The 14367-nt window shown below is 57.8% G+C and carries 11 protein-coding genes; 8 read left to right on the top strand and 3 right to left on the bottom strand.

Annotation, left to right across the window (positions count from 1 at the left end; all coding sequences use genetic code 11):
- The first annotated feature begins 280 nt into the window (after positions 1-280).
- Positions 281-2431, top strand: coding sequence for a TonB-dependent receptor (locus tag H9646_RS17285; RefSeq protein ID WP_225214295.1), 2151 nt, complete (start codon positions 281-283; stop codon positions 2429-2431).
- Positions 2432-2527: 96 nt separating this feature from the next.
- Here H9646_RS17285 and H9646_RS17280 read toward each other — a convergent pair whose 3' ends face one another.
- The 3 genes from H9646_RS17280 to H9646_RS18685 form a co-directional block, all read right to left on the bottom strand.
- Positions 2528-4387: a gamma-glutamyltransferase family protein gene (locus H9646_RS17280; RefSeq protein WP_191724640.1), complete on the bottom strand. Its 1860-nt coding sequence runs from the start codon at positions 4385-4387 to the stop codon at positions 2528-2530.
- Positions 4388-4560: 173 nt separating this feature from the next.
- A complete protein-coding gene (gene gltS, locus H9646_RS17275; protein ID WP_191724639.1) occupies positions 4561-5799 on the bottom strand; it encodes a sodium/glutamate symporter in 1239 nt (412 codons plus the stop codon).
- A gap of 480 nt (positions 5800-6279) precedes the next feature.
- Positions 6280-7812 (bottom strand): GGDEF domain-containing protein, encoded by a 1533-nt coding sequence (locus tag H9646_RS18685; protein ID WP_191724638.1) that lies wholly within the window; start codon positions 7810-7812, stop codon positions 6280-6282.
- A 223-nt stretch (positions 7813-8035) separates the two neighbouring features.
- On the opposite strand from H9646_RS18685, the gene surE reads away from it, so the two are divergent.
- From surE to ndk, 7 genes are all read left to right on the top strand, one after another.
- Positions 8036-8824: a 5'/3'-nucleotidase SurE gene (gene surE / locus H9646_RS17265; RefSeq protein WP_191724637.1), complete on the top strand. Its 789-nt coding sequence runs from the start codon at positions 8036-8038 to the stop codon at positions 8822-8824.
- Positions 8821-9591 carry a protein-L-isoaspartate(D-aspartate) O-methyltransferase gene (locus tag H9646_RS17260; RefSeq protein ID WP_191724636.1) on the top strand — a complete coding sequence of 257 codons (771 nt, stop codon included), beginning with the start codon at positions 8821-8823 and terminating at the stop codon, positions 9589-9591. The genes surE and H9646_RS17260 overlap by 4 nt, the downstream gene beginning before the upstream one ends.
- A 13-nt stretch (positions 9592-9604) precedes the next feature.
- Positions 9605-10450, top strand: a complete 846-nt coding sequence (locus H9646_RS17255) for a peptidoglycan DD-metalloendopeptidase family protein (RefSeq protein ID WP_191724635.1) — start codon at positions 9605-9607, stop codon at positions 10448-10450.
- Positions 10451-10540: 90 nt separating this feature from the next.
- The gene (locus H9646_RS17250) at positions 10541-11557 is read left to right on the top strand and encodes an RluA family pseudouridine synthase (protein ID WP_404813113.1); all 1017 of its coding nucleotides are present in this window, start codon (positions 10541-10543) and stop codon (positions 11555-11557) included.
- Between the two features lie 106 nt (positions 11558-11663).
- Positions 11664-12407, top strand: coding sequence for an SMC-Scp complex subunit ScpB (gene scpB / locus H9646_RS17245; protein WP_191724634.1), 744 nt, complete (start codon positions 11664-11666; stop codon positions 12405-12407).
- A gap of 77 nt (positions 12408-12484) precedes the next feature.
- Positions 12485-13750, top strand: a complete 1266-nt coding sequence (rluB, locus tag H9646_RS17240; RefSeq protein ID WP_191724633.1) for a 23S rRNA pseudouridine(2605) synthase RluB — start codon at positions 12485-12487, stop codon at positions 13748-13750.
- Positions 13751-13859: 109 nt separating this feature from the next.
- The gene (gene ndk, locus H9646_RS17235) at positions 13860-14285 is read left to right on the top strand and encodes a nucleoside-diphosphate kinase (RefSeq protein ID WP_191724632.1); all 426 of its coding nucleotides are present in this window, start codon (positions 13860-13862) and stop codon (positions 14283-14285) included.
- The last annotated feature ends 82 nt before the right edge of the window (positions 14286-14367 follow it).

Genomic DNA, 14367 nt, shown 5'->3' with positions numbered 1-14367 from the left:
GAACAGTTTAAGGATGCAAGCGCTATTTCAAGCGACGCGCCTTGCTCAAGGCGGCTGTGGCGGCCGCAGCCACCTGAGCGCTTTGCAGACATTTTTTAGGTCCTGGGATGGCGATGCAGCAATGGCCGGTGCTGCACAGCCACTACCTTCACCCAGGTGCTTGTGGCAGGAATGCCACGACTTTCAAACTTGACCAATATCAGATCTAATTAATACTGATTCTCATTTAGAATCTAATTCTTTCATTTCAAGGGCTGTAAAAGCCCGGAGGGAGGGCGTGATGACGCGCAACAAACAAGTCCTGACTCGGGGCGCTGGCCAAGGTCAAGCCGGTGTGCTGAGGCCTGTGGTGGTGGCGGTGCTGATGCTGGGGGTGCAGTGCCTGGCTCAGGCGCAGGAGCAGGAGCAGGAGATGACGGAGCAAGAGGTTCAAGCACTGCCTGTCGTGCAGGTGAAGGCCTCGGAATACGATGCGGACGATGTGCGCCCAGAAGGTGTGACCACGGCGACCAAAACCTACATGGCGCCCAAAGACATTCCGCAGACCATCGATACGCTGGAAGTCAACAAATACAAGAGCTACGGCATCAATGACCTGTCCGTCATGCTCGATGGTGTTCCGGGCGTCAATACCACCTACGACATGCGTGGTGAAGGCGTGCTGATTCGCGGTTTCAGTGCGGATGCAGGGGACATTTACCGTGACGGTGTCCGTGAATCTGGGCAGGTGCGCCGCAGCACGGCCAACGTGGAGCGTATCGAGATACTGAAAGGTCCCGGCTCGGTGCTGTATGGCCGTGGCGGCGGTGGCGGCATCATCAACATGGTGAGCAAGCAGGCGCGCTTTGATGGCAAAAGCAGCGTGATGCTGCGCGGCGGGTCCTGGGAAAACGTGGGCGGCACCATTGATATCAACCATGTGATCAACCCCAATGTGGTGGTGCGTGTGACGGCGGATCGCGAGCAGGCGCACAGCTTTCGCAATGGCATTCGCAACAAGAACGAGATGATCTCGCCCAGCATCCTGATCAATATGCGTAACGGGCTGCGCTGGACGGGGCAGTACACCTATGACAGCGTCTGGCGCGTACCAGACCGCGGGCCAGCCTATGAGAACATGCCAGCCGGGGTCTCCATTCGCACGGGCTTTCAACATCCGGGCGACTATGTGCAAGACCAGTTGAAGGTGGCTCGCTCTGACCTGAGCTACGACTTCAATGACAAATGGAGCGTGCGCTGGGTGGCCAGCCAGCGCGAGGCCAATCAAGATTTTGACCACTACTTTGGGGGCACCTACAACGCAGCCACGGGTCTGATTCGGCCCAACTACGCATGGCAGGAGACCGTGAACCGCACCACTGCCAACACCGTAGATCTGACTGGCAAGTTCAATACGGGCAGCATCGGGCACGATCTGCTGGTGGGGGTGGAACTCAGCGAGGAGCTGCGTCGCCCCAAGGTGTATGGCACGGTGCCCGGCTCGTTCTCGTACGATCCGTTCAATCCGAATACAGGCGCATGGCCGGCACGACCAGCCCGGGTAGCTCCCACGCAGAACAATCGCCACGAGGGAGAAACCGAGGCGGTGTACCTGCAGGATTTGATCAGCCTGACAGAGCAGTGGAAAGTGCTGCTGGGCATGCGCCATGACCGGTTCAAGTTTCATTCCACCAACTACGTGACGGGGTTTGAGCGCGGTTACGAGGGCAGCTCCACCAGCCCCCGCGTGGGTGTGGTCTGGCAGCCTGTGCCTAGCCAGAGTCTGTACGCCTCGTACAGCAAGAGCTACTCGCCTTACGGCGGGCGCGGCACCATCTCGGTGGATACGTCGGCGACGGCGGTCTATGACGACCAGCCACAGCACTCTCGCCAGATTGAAGCGGGCCTCAAGAGCGACTGGTTCGATGGCGCCTTGTCCACACAAATGGCGGTTTATCAGCTGGAGCACTACAACATTCGCTACCGCCCCGATGCCACCAATCAGCCCACAATCTGGGCAATCCGTGGCAAGGAGCGTTCGCGGGGTGTCGAGCTGAGCGCTTCGGGCCGTCTGGCCCCTAGCTGGTATGTTCGCGGCGGTGTGGGTTTCATGAGTGCCAAGGTGGTTGAAGACCAGCAGGCCCCAGCCAATGTCGGTCTGGATTTGCAAAACACGGCCAAGCGCAACGGCAATCTGTTTGTGCGCTATGCACCTGCCGGTCCGTGGTATGCAGAGGTGGGCGTGACCCATACCAGCGCGCGCTGGAGCAATGCGGCCAACACAGCACGCTTGCCGGGCTACACCCGCTGGGATGCGCTGGTAGGCTGGCGCGCAGAACCGTGGACGGTGACGATGGCGGTCTCCAATCTGCTGGACAAGGAGTACTGGCGCTCCAACGCCATGCCAGGCGCACCGCGCTCATTCCTGGTAAGTGCCAACTACCAGTTCTGACGCAACGCGGCCTCAGGCCGGCAAGCCTGAGCGCAAAAAAGCCTGACAGCGTGAAGCTGTCAGGCTTTTTTTATGGGGCTTTGGTGTGCTGTGCGCTCAATCTCCCATCACCACGCCTTCACGGCGTGGATCAGCACCGCCAAACCAAAATACTTTGCCGTGTGCTTCACCGCGTGTAATGGCTTGCAGGCCACTGGTCAGATCTTGCTCTTTGACCTCGGCGCCACGGGCCTTCAAGGCCTCAACGGTGGATGCCGGGAAGCGTTTGGCCTCCAGCAGCGTGGGGCCGTTCAAGCTGCTGAAATTGGGCAGATTGATGGCTTGCTGCGGCGTCAAACCCCAGTCCAGCACCCCTTGCAAAGTTTTGGCTGTGTAGTGAATGATCTGTGCGCCGCCAGGGCTGCCGGCACTCATGATGACGTTGCCCGTTGCCTTGTCAAACACCAGTGTGGGGGCCATGGATGAGCGAGGGCGTTTGCCGGGCTCGACCCGATTGGCAATGGGCTGTCCGTCAGCGGCTTTCGGGGCCATGCTGAAGTCCGTCAACTCATTGTTGAGCAAAAAGCCCTTGACCATCTGGCGGCTGCCAAACTGGTCTTCAATGGTGGTGGTCATGGCCAGTGCGTTGCCAAAGGCATCCACGATGCTGATGTGGCTGGTGCCGTATTCGATCTGCTCGGGCATCGGGGCTTGGCTGACCTTGAACTTGGCGGGGTTGCCCGCCTGTGCCACCTTCATGCTTTGCTGGCCAATCAGGCTGGAGCGTTCTTTCAGATAGCGGTTGTCCAGCAGGTTCATCCAGCTGTTGCCGGGGGCCTGAACAAAATCGGGGTCAGCCACGTAGAGTGCGCGATCGGCAAATGCCAGGCGGGATGCCTCGGTGTAAAAGTGCAGCCAGTCTGCCGTGGGCAGACCGTCTTGTCCCAGCGGCATTTGTGCAGCTGGGGTGTGGCCCAAGATGCCCAGAATTTGGCCAATCGCAATCGCGCCTGAGCTGGGGGGCGGGAAGCCGCACACCTGGTAACTGCGCACGGGCATGCCTTGTGTGGCTGGCAGGTTCCAGTCGTAGCACAGCGCTGCCCGTTTCTTGGGTTGGTAATTGGCCAGATCCTGGGTCGACAGAACCCCCGGGTTGGTGGGGTGGCTGCGTACTTTTTGCACAATGGCCTGCGCCACTTCCCCTTCGTGCAGGGCCTTGCTGCCTTGCTTGGCAATGGCGCGCAGCACCTGGGCGTATTCGGGGTTTTTCAGCACTGCGCCTACAGGCAAAGGTTTGCCATCAGCACCAAAGAAATAAGCGCGGGCAACGGGATCGCTGGCCAGAAACTTTTCATTGGACAGCAAGCTGTTGAGGCGCGGGCTCACTTTGAAGCCTTGATCGGCCAGCCTGATAGCGGGCTCAAACAAGGTGGCCCATGGCAGTTTGCCGTGCTCCTTGTGTGCCAGCTCCAGCATGCGCACCGCCCCTGGGGTGCCGACGGAGCGGCCACCTACGACAGCGTCATGAAAGGCCATGGGTTTGCCATCGGCCTTCAGGAAAAGGTTTTCGGTGGTGGCTGCCGGTGCGGTTTCGCGTCCGTCATAAGCTTCCACCTTGCTGCCCGCAGCGTGCAGCAAAAAAGCGCCTCCACCGATACCGCTCGATTGAGGCTCTACCAAGCCCAGCACCATTTGCACGGCAATGGCGGCATCCATGGCGCTGCCTCCTGCCTTGAGGACTTGATAGCCTGCATCGGTGGCCAGCGGATTGGCGGCAGCCACAGCAAATTTTTCAGTGGCCCAGCCTGGTTTTTCGGTGTAGCCCGAGCTGCCTTCAGGCTGGTCTGGAACCTGGTAGGCCAAACGTTTTTCAGCCGTCTCAGGTGCAGAGCTGCACGCAGCCAGCAAGGCTGCAGAAACAACAACGCCCAGCACAGTGGCTGGGCGGCAAAGCAGTTGGGCGTTGGCGTCACGCATGGGGCAGTCTCCTTGTCGAGTGAATGCCCCAGTGTGCGTTAAAACTGCCGGGTTGTTTGTAGGTCTGCCCCGCAGCTGCCTATTTAGTACCCTTCACCCCCTTCAAATGCCTGGTTGCGCTGCTTTGTGTTCAGCGTAAACTTTTGGATTCTCTGAAGGTGGGTAGACAGCCTTTAGCGCACCAAGTTGATGGATGCCTGAATCAAGAAGGCGTTGACGATATCAATGAAGAAGGCGCCCACCAGCGGCACGATCAGGAACGCCTTGTGCGAAGGACCGTACTGGTTGGTAATGGCCTGCATGTTGGCAATGGCGGTGGGGGTGGAGCCCATGCCAAAGCCGACTTGACCTGCGGCCAGCAGTGCAGCGTCGTAATCTTTGCCCATGGCACGGAATGTGATCCAGTAGGCGAACAGCGCCATGGTCACGGTTTGTGCGAGCATGATGATCATCAGTGGGCCAGCCAGATCTGCCAGTTCCCACAGGCGCATCGACAGCAGGGCGATGGCCAGGTAGATAGACAGGGCCGCATTGCCAAATACGTCGATGGCACGGTCAAACACCTTGAAGCCAAAGATGTAATCCAGGATATTGCGGATCAGAACGCCAGCGCCCAGGCACCACACAAAGGTGGGCAGCTGAAACGAGGAATCCTTGGTCAGGTTGGACATCAACTCGCCAAATGCCAAGCAACCTGCAAACAGTGCCATGGTTTCGATGGCGGCGTCGGAGGTGATCAGGCGGGGGGCTTTGGACGGGGCTTCAAATGCAAAGGCATCCAGGTTCTCGGCCACCGGAGGCAAATCGCTGCGGGTTTGCTCGCTCAGGCTGCGGGGTTTTGCCAGCTTGTAACGGCTCACCAGGCGCTTGGCCAGAGGGCCGCCCATGATGCTGCCAATCACCAGGCCACAGGTAGCGCAGGCAATGCCCAGCGTGGTGGCGCCGGTCAAGCCATATTGTTGCTCCAGCACGGTGCCCCAGGCACCGGCAGTGCCGTGTCCACCAACCAGGGTGATGGAGCCAGCTACCACACCAATCAATGGGTCCAGTCCCAGTGCAGCGGCCAAGCCCATGCCCACACCGTTTTGCACCACGATGAAGCCGGAGATGACCAGCAAGAACACCACCAGGCCCAGTCCACCTTCACGCAGTTTGGCGAAGTTGGCGCTCAAGCCGATGGACGAGAAAAACACCAGCATGAAGGCGGTCTGCAGGCTGCTGTCAAAAGCAAACGTCCAGCCTGCGATCTGATTCATGGTCAGAATGCCGGCCGCAACCACCAAGCCCCCAGCTACAGGCTCTGGAATATTGAATTCGCGCAGAAAGCGCACGCGAGAAACCAGTAGCTTGCCCAGCAGCAAAACCAGGACAGCCATGATGAGCGTGTAGTACGCACTGAAAGTGATATGCATGAAAGAGATCTTTCATTGAAAAGCAGCAAAGCAACGATCCATCCGCGGGCCACAGCTGGCGCATGGAGAAAAGCGCTGACGGTTGAGGGTCAAAGACTCGTAGGTGCCAGATATGAGAAAAATTAATCTCTATTGCTATATTTAAAATAGCTATAAGCGCTTGTGAATAAAGCGCTATCTGGCATAAATCTTTATTTTTTGAAAAATCTATTTATGAGTTTTCGGAATGTGATACCTGTGCACTAAAACGGCACAGGTTCATGCGCGCAAACTATGCATCAATGTGTGCGTTAGCGCTTGCTGTCGCGATTTTCCCTTTTGGGTGCTATCGGTTTACTTGAATTGCATTTGCAAAATGTGATAGGGGTCTTGTGCAAGACCTCTTGCTCCAAATTGGGGCGTGCGCGCAGGCAGATGCGCAGGTCGGTGCGCAGCCGTGGTGCCCTGTTGGCAGCACCACGGCGCTGGATGGCCAAACCTTCAGGACAAAGCCACGCGGCCCATGCCCATGTGCTGTGCCTGCTCGCAAGCGTGTGCTGCGCGGGCCAGGGCTTGAGCGGGGGTGTCGAGGTCATTCAAGGCAATCACCCCGGCACTGAAGCTCAATGTCCAGCGCCGGTCGGCATGCAGCAAAGGGCGTTCGCTGATGGCCGCTTGCAGGCGCGCCAGGGCCTGTGCCGCCTGCGCAGGCTTGGTGCCCGGAAATAGCACGGAAAACTGGGTTGGGCTGGTGCGGCCTGCCGCATCTTGTGGGCGCAGCGTGCTGCGAATCAGCCGCGCCATGTGAATGAGTGCGGCCGAAACGGCGGTAGGGCCTGCCTCTGCTTCGATGGCAGCCAGGTGGTCCACCTGCAGTGTGGACAGGCTGATCGGCTGCGTTTGGCGGTGACTGCGCGCGGCCTCGCTCATCAAGGCATCGTGAAAGCCCAGCAGGTTCAAGGTCCCGGTTTCGGGATCATGGCGGGTGCTGTCTTCGATATGCGACAGGCTGATGGCCAGCTCTTCAATGGTGTGCTCCTGTGCTTCAGTTTGCTCACGCAGGTCAGCAAGCTGCGCTTGCACCAGGCGGTTTTCGGTTGCAAGGGCGCTGCCGGACTGAACGACCGATTGAAGAACCATCGCCAGATCGCCCAAATCTTGCGCCTGCTGAATGCGCTCTGCGCAGTCGTGCAGTTCGTGGGCGTGGTGCTCGCTGAGTTTGCCCAGGCTGGCCATTTGGTGGGTGTGTTCCGCCAGCAGGTCTTTGAGCTGCTGGTGAGCCTCGTTGCGGTGGCCGTCAATTTCAAGGTGGCGAAACAGCAGGCTTTTCAGGTGCGCCTGCATGGCGTCCAGCTGGCGCAATGTCCAGGGTTTTTCCATGGCGCTCGATAAGGCCTGGGCCTGTTTTTGCAGGGGCTCGTCGTGCGAGGCAATAGAGACGATGTGTTCGCCCACCATGCGCAGCAGCGCATGAATGCTGAGGCGGCGCTGCGCCTGGTCTTCCGCGGTGAAAGACAGGCGGTAGCTGTAGTTGCTGAGCAACTGCTCCAGCGCGGCAACTGGTGGCGCATCTTTTTGCAAAAAGCTCACCAGTTGCTGAGACAGCTCGTACATGCGTTCATCTTCTTCGCCAAACGCAGAGATGATGGTTTCAATCAGGCGCGCCAATTGATGGGCCAGATTTGGAGGCAATATATCAATCGTTTGCGGCAAGAGGTCGGGCGGCGCTAGCGGGGGGGCGCTGGTGTTGACATCCAGTTTGGCAAAATCTGCAATGGCACTTTGCAGTGCGGTCCAGTCTTCGTCTTCGATGGCCTGTGAGAAATTTCTGGTGATACGTTTCTGCGCCGGTGTCTGGCTGGGTAAAACGGTGGCAATGCGACGCAGCGGTGCTTTGGGGAATGGGATGTGCGGCAGCAGCCCTGCCACTTCTTCGTAAATGGCCTGATAGTTTTCGGGGGTTGGCTGCAGGCGGCGTGCTGCGAGCAGCTTTAATGTGTCGCGAGCGAAATCAGCAGGAGAGCGTTCAGCCACAGGCTTGCTTTCGAATTTTGAAGATTCTGCGAGTGTCGCAGAGGCGCCGTGTGTTTGTTGGGTGGTGCAAGAGCGTGACCATTAAATTGCGCAAGCGTGTCGATGAATGCGGGCATTGCGCGTTAATGAGGTGTTCTGCGGCTGCTTTGTGCGTGCGTCTGCAGATACTCTGATGGCGATTGGCTTTGTGCCACCTACAATCGGCATAACCTGTTTAGAGCCCATGAAGATTCTCATTTCCAACGACGACGGTTATCAGGCGCCCGGAATCGTCGCGCTGCACGATGCCTTGGCTTCCATTGATGGTGTGGAAGTCGAGGTGGTTGCCCCTGAGCACAACAACAGTGCAAAGTCCAACGCCTTGACTTTGCACTCACCTTTGTATGTACAGCGCGCAGCCAATGGTTTCCGCTATGTAAATGGTACGCCTGCAGATTGCGTGCACATTGCCATGACCGGTCTGCTCGGGTATCGCCCTGACTTGCTGGTTTCCGGGATCAACAATGGTGCGAACATGGGGGACGACACCATTTATTCGGGCACCGTCGGCGCTGCCATGGAGGGCTATCTCTTTGGGGTGCCTGCCATTGCGTTCTCGCAGGTGGAGCGTGACTGGGGCGAGCTGGCCTCAGCAGCGCAAAAAGCCAAACAGCTGGTGCAGCAGATGCGTCAGCAGCAATTGGTTGGCAACGCGCCCTGGCTGCTCAATGTGAATATTCCCAATTTGCCGCTGCAGCAGATGGGCTCAGTCAAGCTTTGTCGCTTGGGACGTCGCCATTCCGCAGAACCTGTGATCACGCAAATTAGCCCGCGGGGGGAGACCATGTACTGGATTGGCAGTGCTGGTGCCGCCAAGGATGAGTCGGAAGGCACAGACTTTCATGCAACAGCCCATGGCCATGTGGCCATCACACCTTTGAAGGTTGATCTGACGGACCACGATCATCTGGTTTACTGGGCGCAGACAGCATCACGGCTGGACATGGCCGTCAGTGCGCAGGAGGCGGCATGAATCAGCCCAAGCGTCCCGGGTTTCCTGCATGGATCGCCACTTCTGCCGCACCGAAAACGGTGAATGCACGGGCGGTGGCAACAGCACCTGCCATGGCCCCTGTAGGGCTGGGGCTGGACTCGGCAGCCGTGCGAATGCGAATGGTGCAGCGTCTGGCCGCCTCTGGTATTCAATCTCCGAACGTGTTGGGTGCGCTAGGGCGTGTAGAGCGCCATTTGTTTGTAGATAGTGCGCTGGTCAATCAGGCCTACGAAGACACCAGCCTGCCCATTGGCCTGCAGCAGACCATCTCCAAGCCCAGCGTGGTTGCCCGCATGATTGAGTTGCTGGAAGGTGCCGAATGCGTGCGGAGTTCGGGCAGTTTGGGGCGGATTTTGGAAATAGGTACAGGCTGTGGCTATCAAGCAGCGGTGCTTTCCTGTGTGGCAAAACAGGTGTATTCGATTGAGCGCTTGCGTGGTTTGCATGAAAAAGCACGGAACAATTTGCGCGCTTTAAGGCTCACTAATGTGCAGCTTTTGTTTGGTGACGGAATGTTAGGTTACGCGCAAGGCGGGCCTTATGCAGGCATCATTTCGGCAGCCGGGGGGGAAGTAATTCCTAAAGCGTGGCTAGATCAATTGGTTGTGGGGGGCCGTCTGGTGGCCCCCACGGTAAGAAGTACGGGACAGCAAGCTTTGTTGGTGGTGGATAAAACCCCTCACGGATTTACAGAATCTGTGCTCGAAGCTGTGCACTTTGTTCCCCTAAAATCTGGGATTGCCTGAAAGGGAAATAAATATGTTGTTATCGCGAGGCCTTGGAACGTTGGGCACAGTACTGGTGGTTGGTGGTTTGCTGGCTGGTTGTGCACAGGTGAACAAGGCTCCGGTGGAGGATCGAGGTGGCTGGGGCTCCAAGTCCAGTACACAGGTAGACCCTGCTAAGTTGCCAGGCGCTGAAAATGCGGGCAAGCCGGGTTATTACACCGTTCAGCCTGGAGACACTCTGATTCGCATCGGTTTGGAGCATGGTCAAAGCTGGAAAGATATTGCGCGCTGGAGCGGTCTTACCAATCCAGATCTGATCGAGGTCGGTCAGGTCGTGCGCGTGGTGCCGCCGGGTGCCGAAGCCGAGGGCGCGCGTCCTGTGGCTTCAACTTCAGTGCAGCCAGTTGCTTTGCCGCCGGCTGGCAGCACTAGCACGGCGCCTGCTGCGACAGCACCGGCTGCGGTTGCTCCTGTCGATACGACCAAGGCAACCGCTGGCGGTGATGCCAGCGGGCTGGCTTTTATCTGGCCTGCATCGGGAGCAGTGATTGCTGGCTTTAACGAGGCGACGAATAAAGGTGTGGACATTGCTGGCAAGGCCGGTGACCCTATCTTGGCAGTGGCCGATGGCCGTGTGGTGTATGCCGGCGCAGGTTTGCGCGGGTACGGCCACCTTGTCATCTTGAAGCACAACAACACCTATTTGACTGCGTATGCCCATAACCAGAAGTTGCTGGTCAAAGAAGATCAGAATGTGAAGAAGGGGCAGAAGATTGCTGAGATGGGAAGCACGGATGCTGACCGGGTGAAACTTCATTTTGAAGTGCGTCGCCAAGGAAAGCCCGTAGATCCATCGCGCTACTTGCCAGCGCGTTAATGCGCTGACAGGCAGGTGTCTGCTGGTGAAATGCCCGGTGCGATCCACCGGGCATTTTTATTGGAATGTTGTTTGGAATTAGGAATTTGTGTGAGCGAAAGATCATTGCCACTAGCGCAAGACGGAGCACTTGAGTCAGATGATGCCGTAGAGCTTGGCATCTCTTTGGCTGAAGTAGAGCTGCGTTCGTTCACCGTGGAGATGTCCCAGCATGGCGTGCGCCTGGATAAGGCGCTGTCTGACTTGGTGTCAGAGTTTTCGCGCAGCTATTTGCAGCAACTGCTGGAGCAAGGTGCAGTGCAGTTGAATCAAAAAACTGCGACCAAAGCATCCGTCAAGGTCAAGCTGGGTGATGTCATTGGCATTGAAATGCGGCCGACAGCGCAAAGCCAGTCGTTCAAGCCTGAGGCGATGGAGCTGGATGTGGTCTACGAAGATGCACACCTGCTGGTGGTCAATAAGCCAGCGGGCCTGGTGGTGCACCCGGCGCCAGGCAACTGGAGCGGCACTTTGCTCAATGGTTTGCTGGCTCATCACGCAGGTGCTGCCATGGTGCCTCGTGCAGGGATCGTTCATCGGCTGGACAAGGACACCAGTGGCTTGATGATGGTGGCCAAAGACAGGTCAACCATGGATGCCTTGGTGGCATTGATTGCGCGCCGCGATGTCAGTCGCCGCTATCTGGCTTTGGCGCACAAGCCCTGGAAAGGCGCTGAGCTGCAAAAAGTCGATGCACCTATTGGTCGCGATCCGCGCAATCGTTTGCGCATGGCGGTGGTAGATCTGGCGCAGCATGCAGGCAAAGAAGCCAGAACCGACATTACTTGCTGGGACACCACGACCGAGCATTGTCTGGTGCATTGCAAGCTGCACACAGGGCGAACCCATCAAATTCGGGTGCACATGCTTTTGCTGGGTCATCCGCTGGTTGCTGATGTACTGTACGCAGGCGCGCAAGCCGGGGGGATGCAGCGCCAGGCATTGCACGCATTCCGTCTGGCCTTTGTCCATCCAGTCACGGGTGAGAGTCTGGAGCTGGCAGCAGAGCCACCTGCAGATTTCCTTGCGGCAGTCGAGCAATTGGGCCTGCGCTACAATCCCCGCTGAATTTAAAGGCAGGCCTTGTGCTTGCCTATATCGTTGGTGTACTTGCCCGTGAGGGTCCAGTTCATCTGTCTTTACCCTTTCCTCACGCGAGGCTTGCGTCTAAACCATGAATTCGGTTGATGCCAAACGGGTCCTGGAAACCGCTTTGATCTGCGCACAGCAGCCACTGCCGCTGAGGGAGCTGCGCGCCTTGTTCGATGGAAATCTGGGGGCCGATACGCTCAAAGATCTGCTTTTGTCTTTGCAGCACGAGTGGGCCGGCAAAGGGGTGGAACTGGTACAGGTTGCATCGGGCTGGCGTTTTCAAAGTCGCCCTGAAATGCGTGGCTACCTTGATAAATTGCACCCGGAAAAACCTCCGCGATACAGCCGTGCTGTCTTGGAGACGTTGGCCATCATTGCCTACCGTCAACCCGTGACGCGTGGTGATATTGAGGACATCCGCGGGGTGACTGTCAATAGTTTGATCATCAAACAGCTGGAAGACCGGGGATGGGTGGAAGAGATCGGTCACCGAGAAACGGTTGGGCGCCCAGCTTTGCTGGCCACCACAAGGCAGTTTCTGGATGACTTGGGGCTGAAGTCGCTGGACGAGCTTCCGATGCTGGACGAGCCTGAGTCCCAGGCCTCTCTGTTTAAGGCGCTTGATGAGGCGGAAGGTGGCTCTGACATGCCCCCTTCTGCGCATTCTGCTGATGGAGATGCCTCTGTCGTGGTCGAAGGTGACCTGTTTGCAGAGCCTGTCCTGCCGATGGACGAGGTTTTCATGCCTGTTGAAGCCTTGCCAGAGACTTCGCTAGCCGATGTGGCGCTGGATGCCACTGAAGCTGAAGAACTCCATAAAGCTTAAGTGCTTGGCGTACATCGCCTAATTTGAATACAAGCGTCTTGCCGATAGTTGAATGGGCTGGCGCAGAAACGGAAATCATGACTAAAGAACACAAGCCCGCTCATCGTGCACCACGCAGTGCCGATCGCAAGCCGCAGGCTAGCCGCGCACCAGCGACGGCTGCAAAACCTCTCGAGCAGCCCGCACAAGCTCAAGACATGCTGGATTTGCTCATCAGTGCAGAGCAAGGCTATGACTTTGACTCGGTGATCTCGGGCGAGCTGGATGCCGCACAAGAGTTGCCAGAGGCTGCAAGTGAAAAGCGTGTTCTCAAGCCTGAAATGGAGTCTCCCAAGCTGCACAAGGTGCTGGCGCAGGCGGGTCTGGGTTCGCGGCTGGAGATGGAGCGCTTGATTACGAGCGGTCGTATTACAGTCAATGGAGAGCCTGCACACGTGGGCCAGCGCATTCAGCTGGGTGACAACATCAAGGTGGATGGAAAGCCGGTCAAGGTGCGAATTGATCCGCCCGCTGTGCGCGTGCTGGCGTACCACAAGCCTGCCGGTGAAGTGGTGACCTTGGACGATCCGCAGAATCGTCCAACGGTGTTTCGCCGGTTGCCTAAGCTGCATAACGGCAAGTGGCAGTCGGTGGGGCGCTTGGACTTGAATACCGAAGGTTTGCTGCTGTTTACCAGCTCGGGCACTTTGGCTAATAACCTGATGCATCCCCGCTTTGGTCTGGAGCGTGAGTACGCGGTACGCGTGCTGGGTGCTTTGACCAAGGAAGAAAAACAACTGCTGACAACGGGCGTGCAGCTCGAGGATGGCGAAGCATCATTTGGCTCGATCGAAGACGGTGGTGGCGAAGGCGCCAACGTCTGGTATCGCGTGACGATCTCTGAAGGCCGTAACCGCGAAGTGCGTCGCATGTTCGAGTCGGTCGGGCGTGCAGTCAGCCGGTTGATCCGCATTCGTTATGGCGCCATGCAGCTGCCCCGTGGTTTGCGCCGCGGCGCATGGATGGAGCTGGATGAGCGTGATGTGCAAAGCCTGATTCAGGCCTCGGGCGTGGCCATGCCGCAAACCCGCAAACCAGCCGCGCAGCCCAATGTGCGTCGTGAGTCTGATCGCGCGGGCTCACGTGCCAAGGCGCGTGTGACTGCATCTGCCGAGGCGCGTGAGTTGCGCGCTCGCCGTGGGGCCAAGTCGGCACCCAAGCGCACCAGCAACAACAACTACCAGTTGCCTAGCGCTCAGCCAGATCCGATGAAAACATCGGTGGGCTATATCGGCCACGACAGTCTGTCGCGCGCTCGTGCTGAGCAAAAGCGCAAGCCAGGTGGCCGTCGCTCAGGTCGATAACCTGTCGCGGCGCTTTTCAATCAGTTTTTTAGGGTTGGCGGCGCCCCGTTAGAATTAAGGGTTTTGCCGAGTCGGCAAAAAATTTATCCCATTTCACTAGGAATACCCAATGGCAATCGAACGCACTCTCTCCATCATCAAGCCTGACGCAGTTGCAAAGAACGTGATCGGTCAGATCTACAGCCGTTTTGAAACTGCAGGCCTGAAGATTGCTGCAGCCAAGCTGGTGCACCTGTCGCGCGCTGATGCTGAGCAGTTCTACGCTGTTCACGCTGCACGTCCTTTCTTCAAGGACCTGGTTGAATTCATGATCTCCGGCCCTGTGATGATCACAGCTCTGGAAGGCGAAAACGCTATCTTGAAGAACCGCGAACTGATGGGCGCTACCGATCCTAAGAAGGCTGAAGCCGGCACCATCCGCGCTGACTTCGCTGACAGCATTGATGCCAACGCTGTGCACGGTTCCGACGCTGCTGAAACTGCAGCTGTTGAAATCGCTTTCTTCTTCCCTGGCATGAACGTCTACGCACGTTAATTCCATGAATCCCATGCTGGCCGTGCTTGCTGTGACGGCGGCACTCCACGCATGGGAGTGCTGCCCTGTTGTAAGTGGTCCG

This window comes from Comamonas avium (assembly GCF_014836675.1).
In the GTDB taxonomy this organism is placed as follows: domain Bacteria; phylum Pseudomonadota; class Gammaproteobacteria; order Burkholderiales; family Burkholderiaceae_C; genus Comamonas; species Comamonas avium.
Note: the sequence above shows the minus strand (reverse complement) of the source record. Positions and strands in the feature narration are given on the sequence as shown.

What these genes read in the sequence shown, in the direction of transcription:
- rluB (WP_191724633.1), top strand. Translation starts at nt 12,485, where the DNA reads ATGACTAAAGAACACAAGCCCGCTCATCGTGCACCACGCAGTGCCGAT.
- H9646_RS17285 (WP_225214295.1), top strand. Translation starts at nt 281, where the DNA reads ATGACGCGCAACAAACAAGTCCTGACTCGGGGCGCTGGCCAAGGTCAA.
- surE (WP_191724637.1), top strand. Translation starts at nt 8,036, where the DNA reads ATGAAGATTCTCATTTCCAACGACGACGGTTATCAGGCGCCCGGAATC.
- H9646_RS17280 (WP_191724640.1), bottom strand. Translation starts at nt 4,387, where the DNA reads ATGCGTGACGCCAACGCCCAACTGCTTTGCCGCCCAGCCACTGTGCTG.
- ndk (WP_191724632.1), top strand. Translation starts at nt 13,860, where the DNA reads ATGGCAATCGAACGCACTCTCTCCATCATCAAGCCTGACGCAGTTGCA.
- H9646_RS17255 (WP_191724635.1), top strand. Translation starts at nt 9,605, where the DNA reads ATGTTGTTATCGCGAGGCCTTGGAACGTTGGGCACAGTACTGGTGGTT.
- scpB (WP_191724634.1), top strand. Translation starts at nt 11,664, where the DNA reads ATGAATTCGGTTGATGCCAAACGGGTCCTGGAAACCGCTTTGATCTGC.
- H9646_RS17260 (WP_191724636.1), top strand. Translation starts at nt 8,821, where the DNA reads ATGAATCAGCCCAAGCGTCCCGGGTTTCCTGCATGGATCGCCACTTCT.
- gltS (WP_191724639.1), bottom strand. Translation starts at nt 5,799, where the DNA reads ATGCATATCACTTTCAGTGCGTACTACACGCTCATCATGGCTGTCCTG.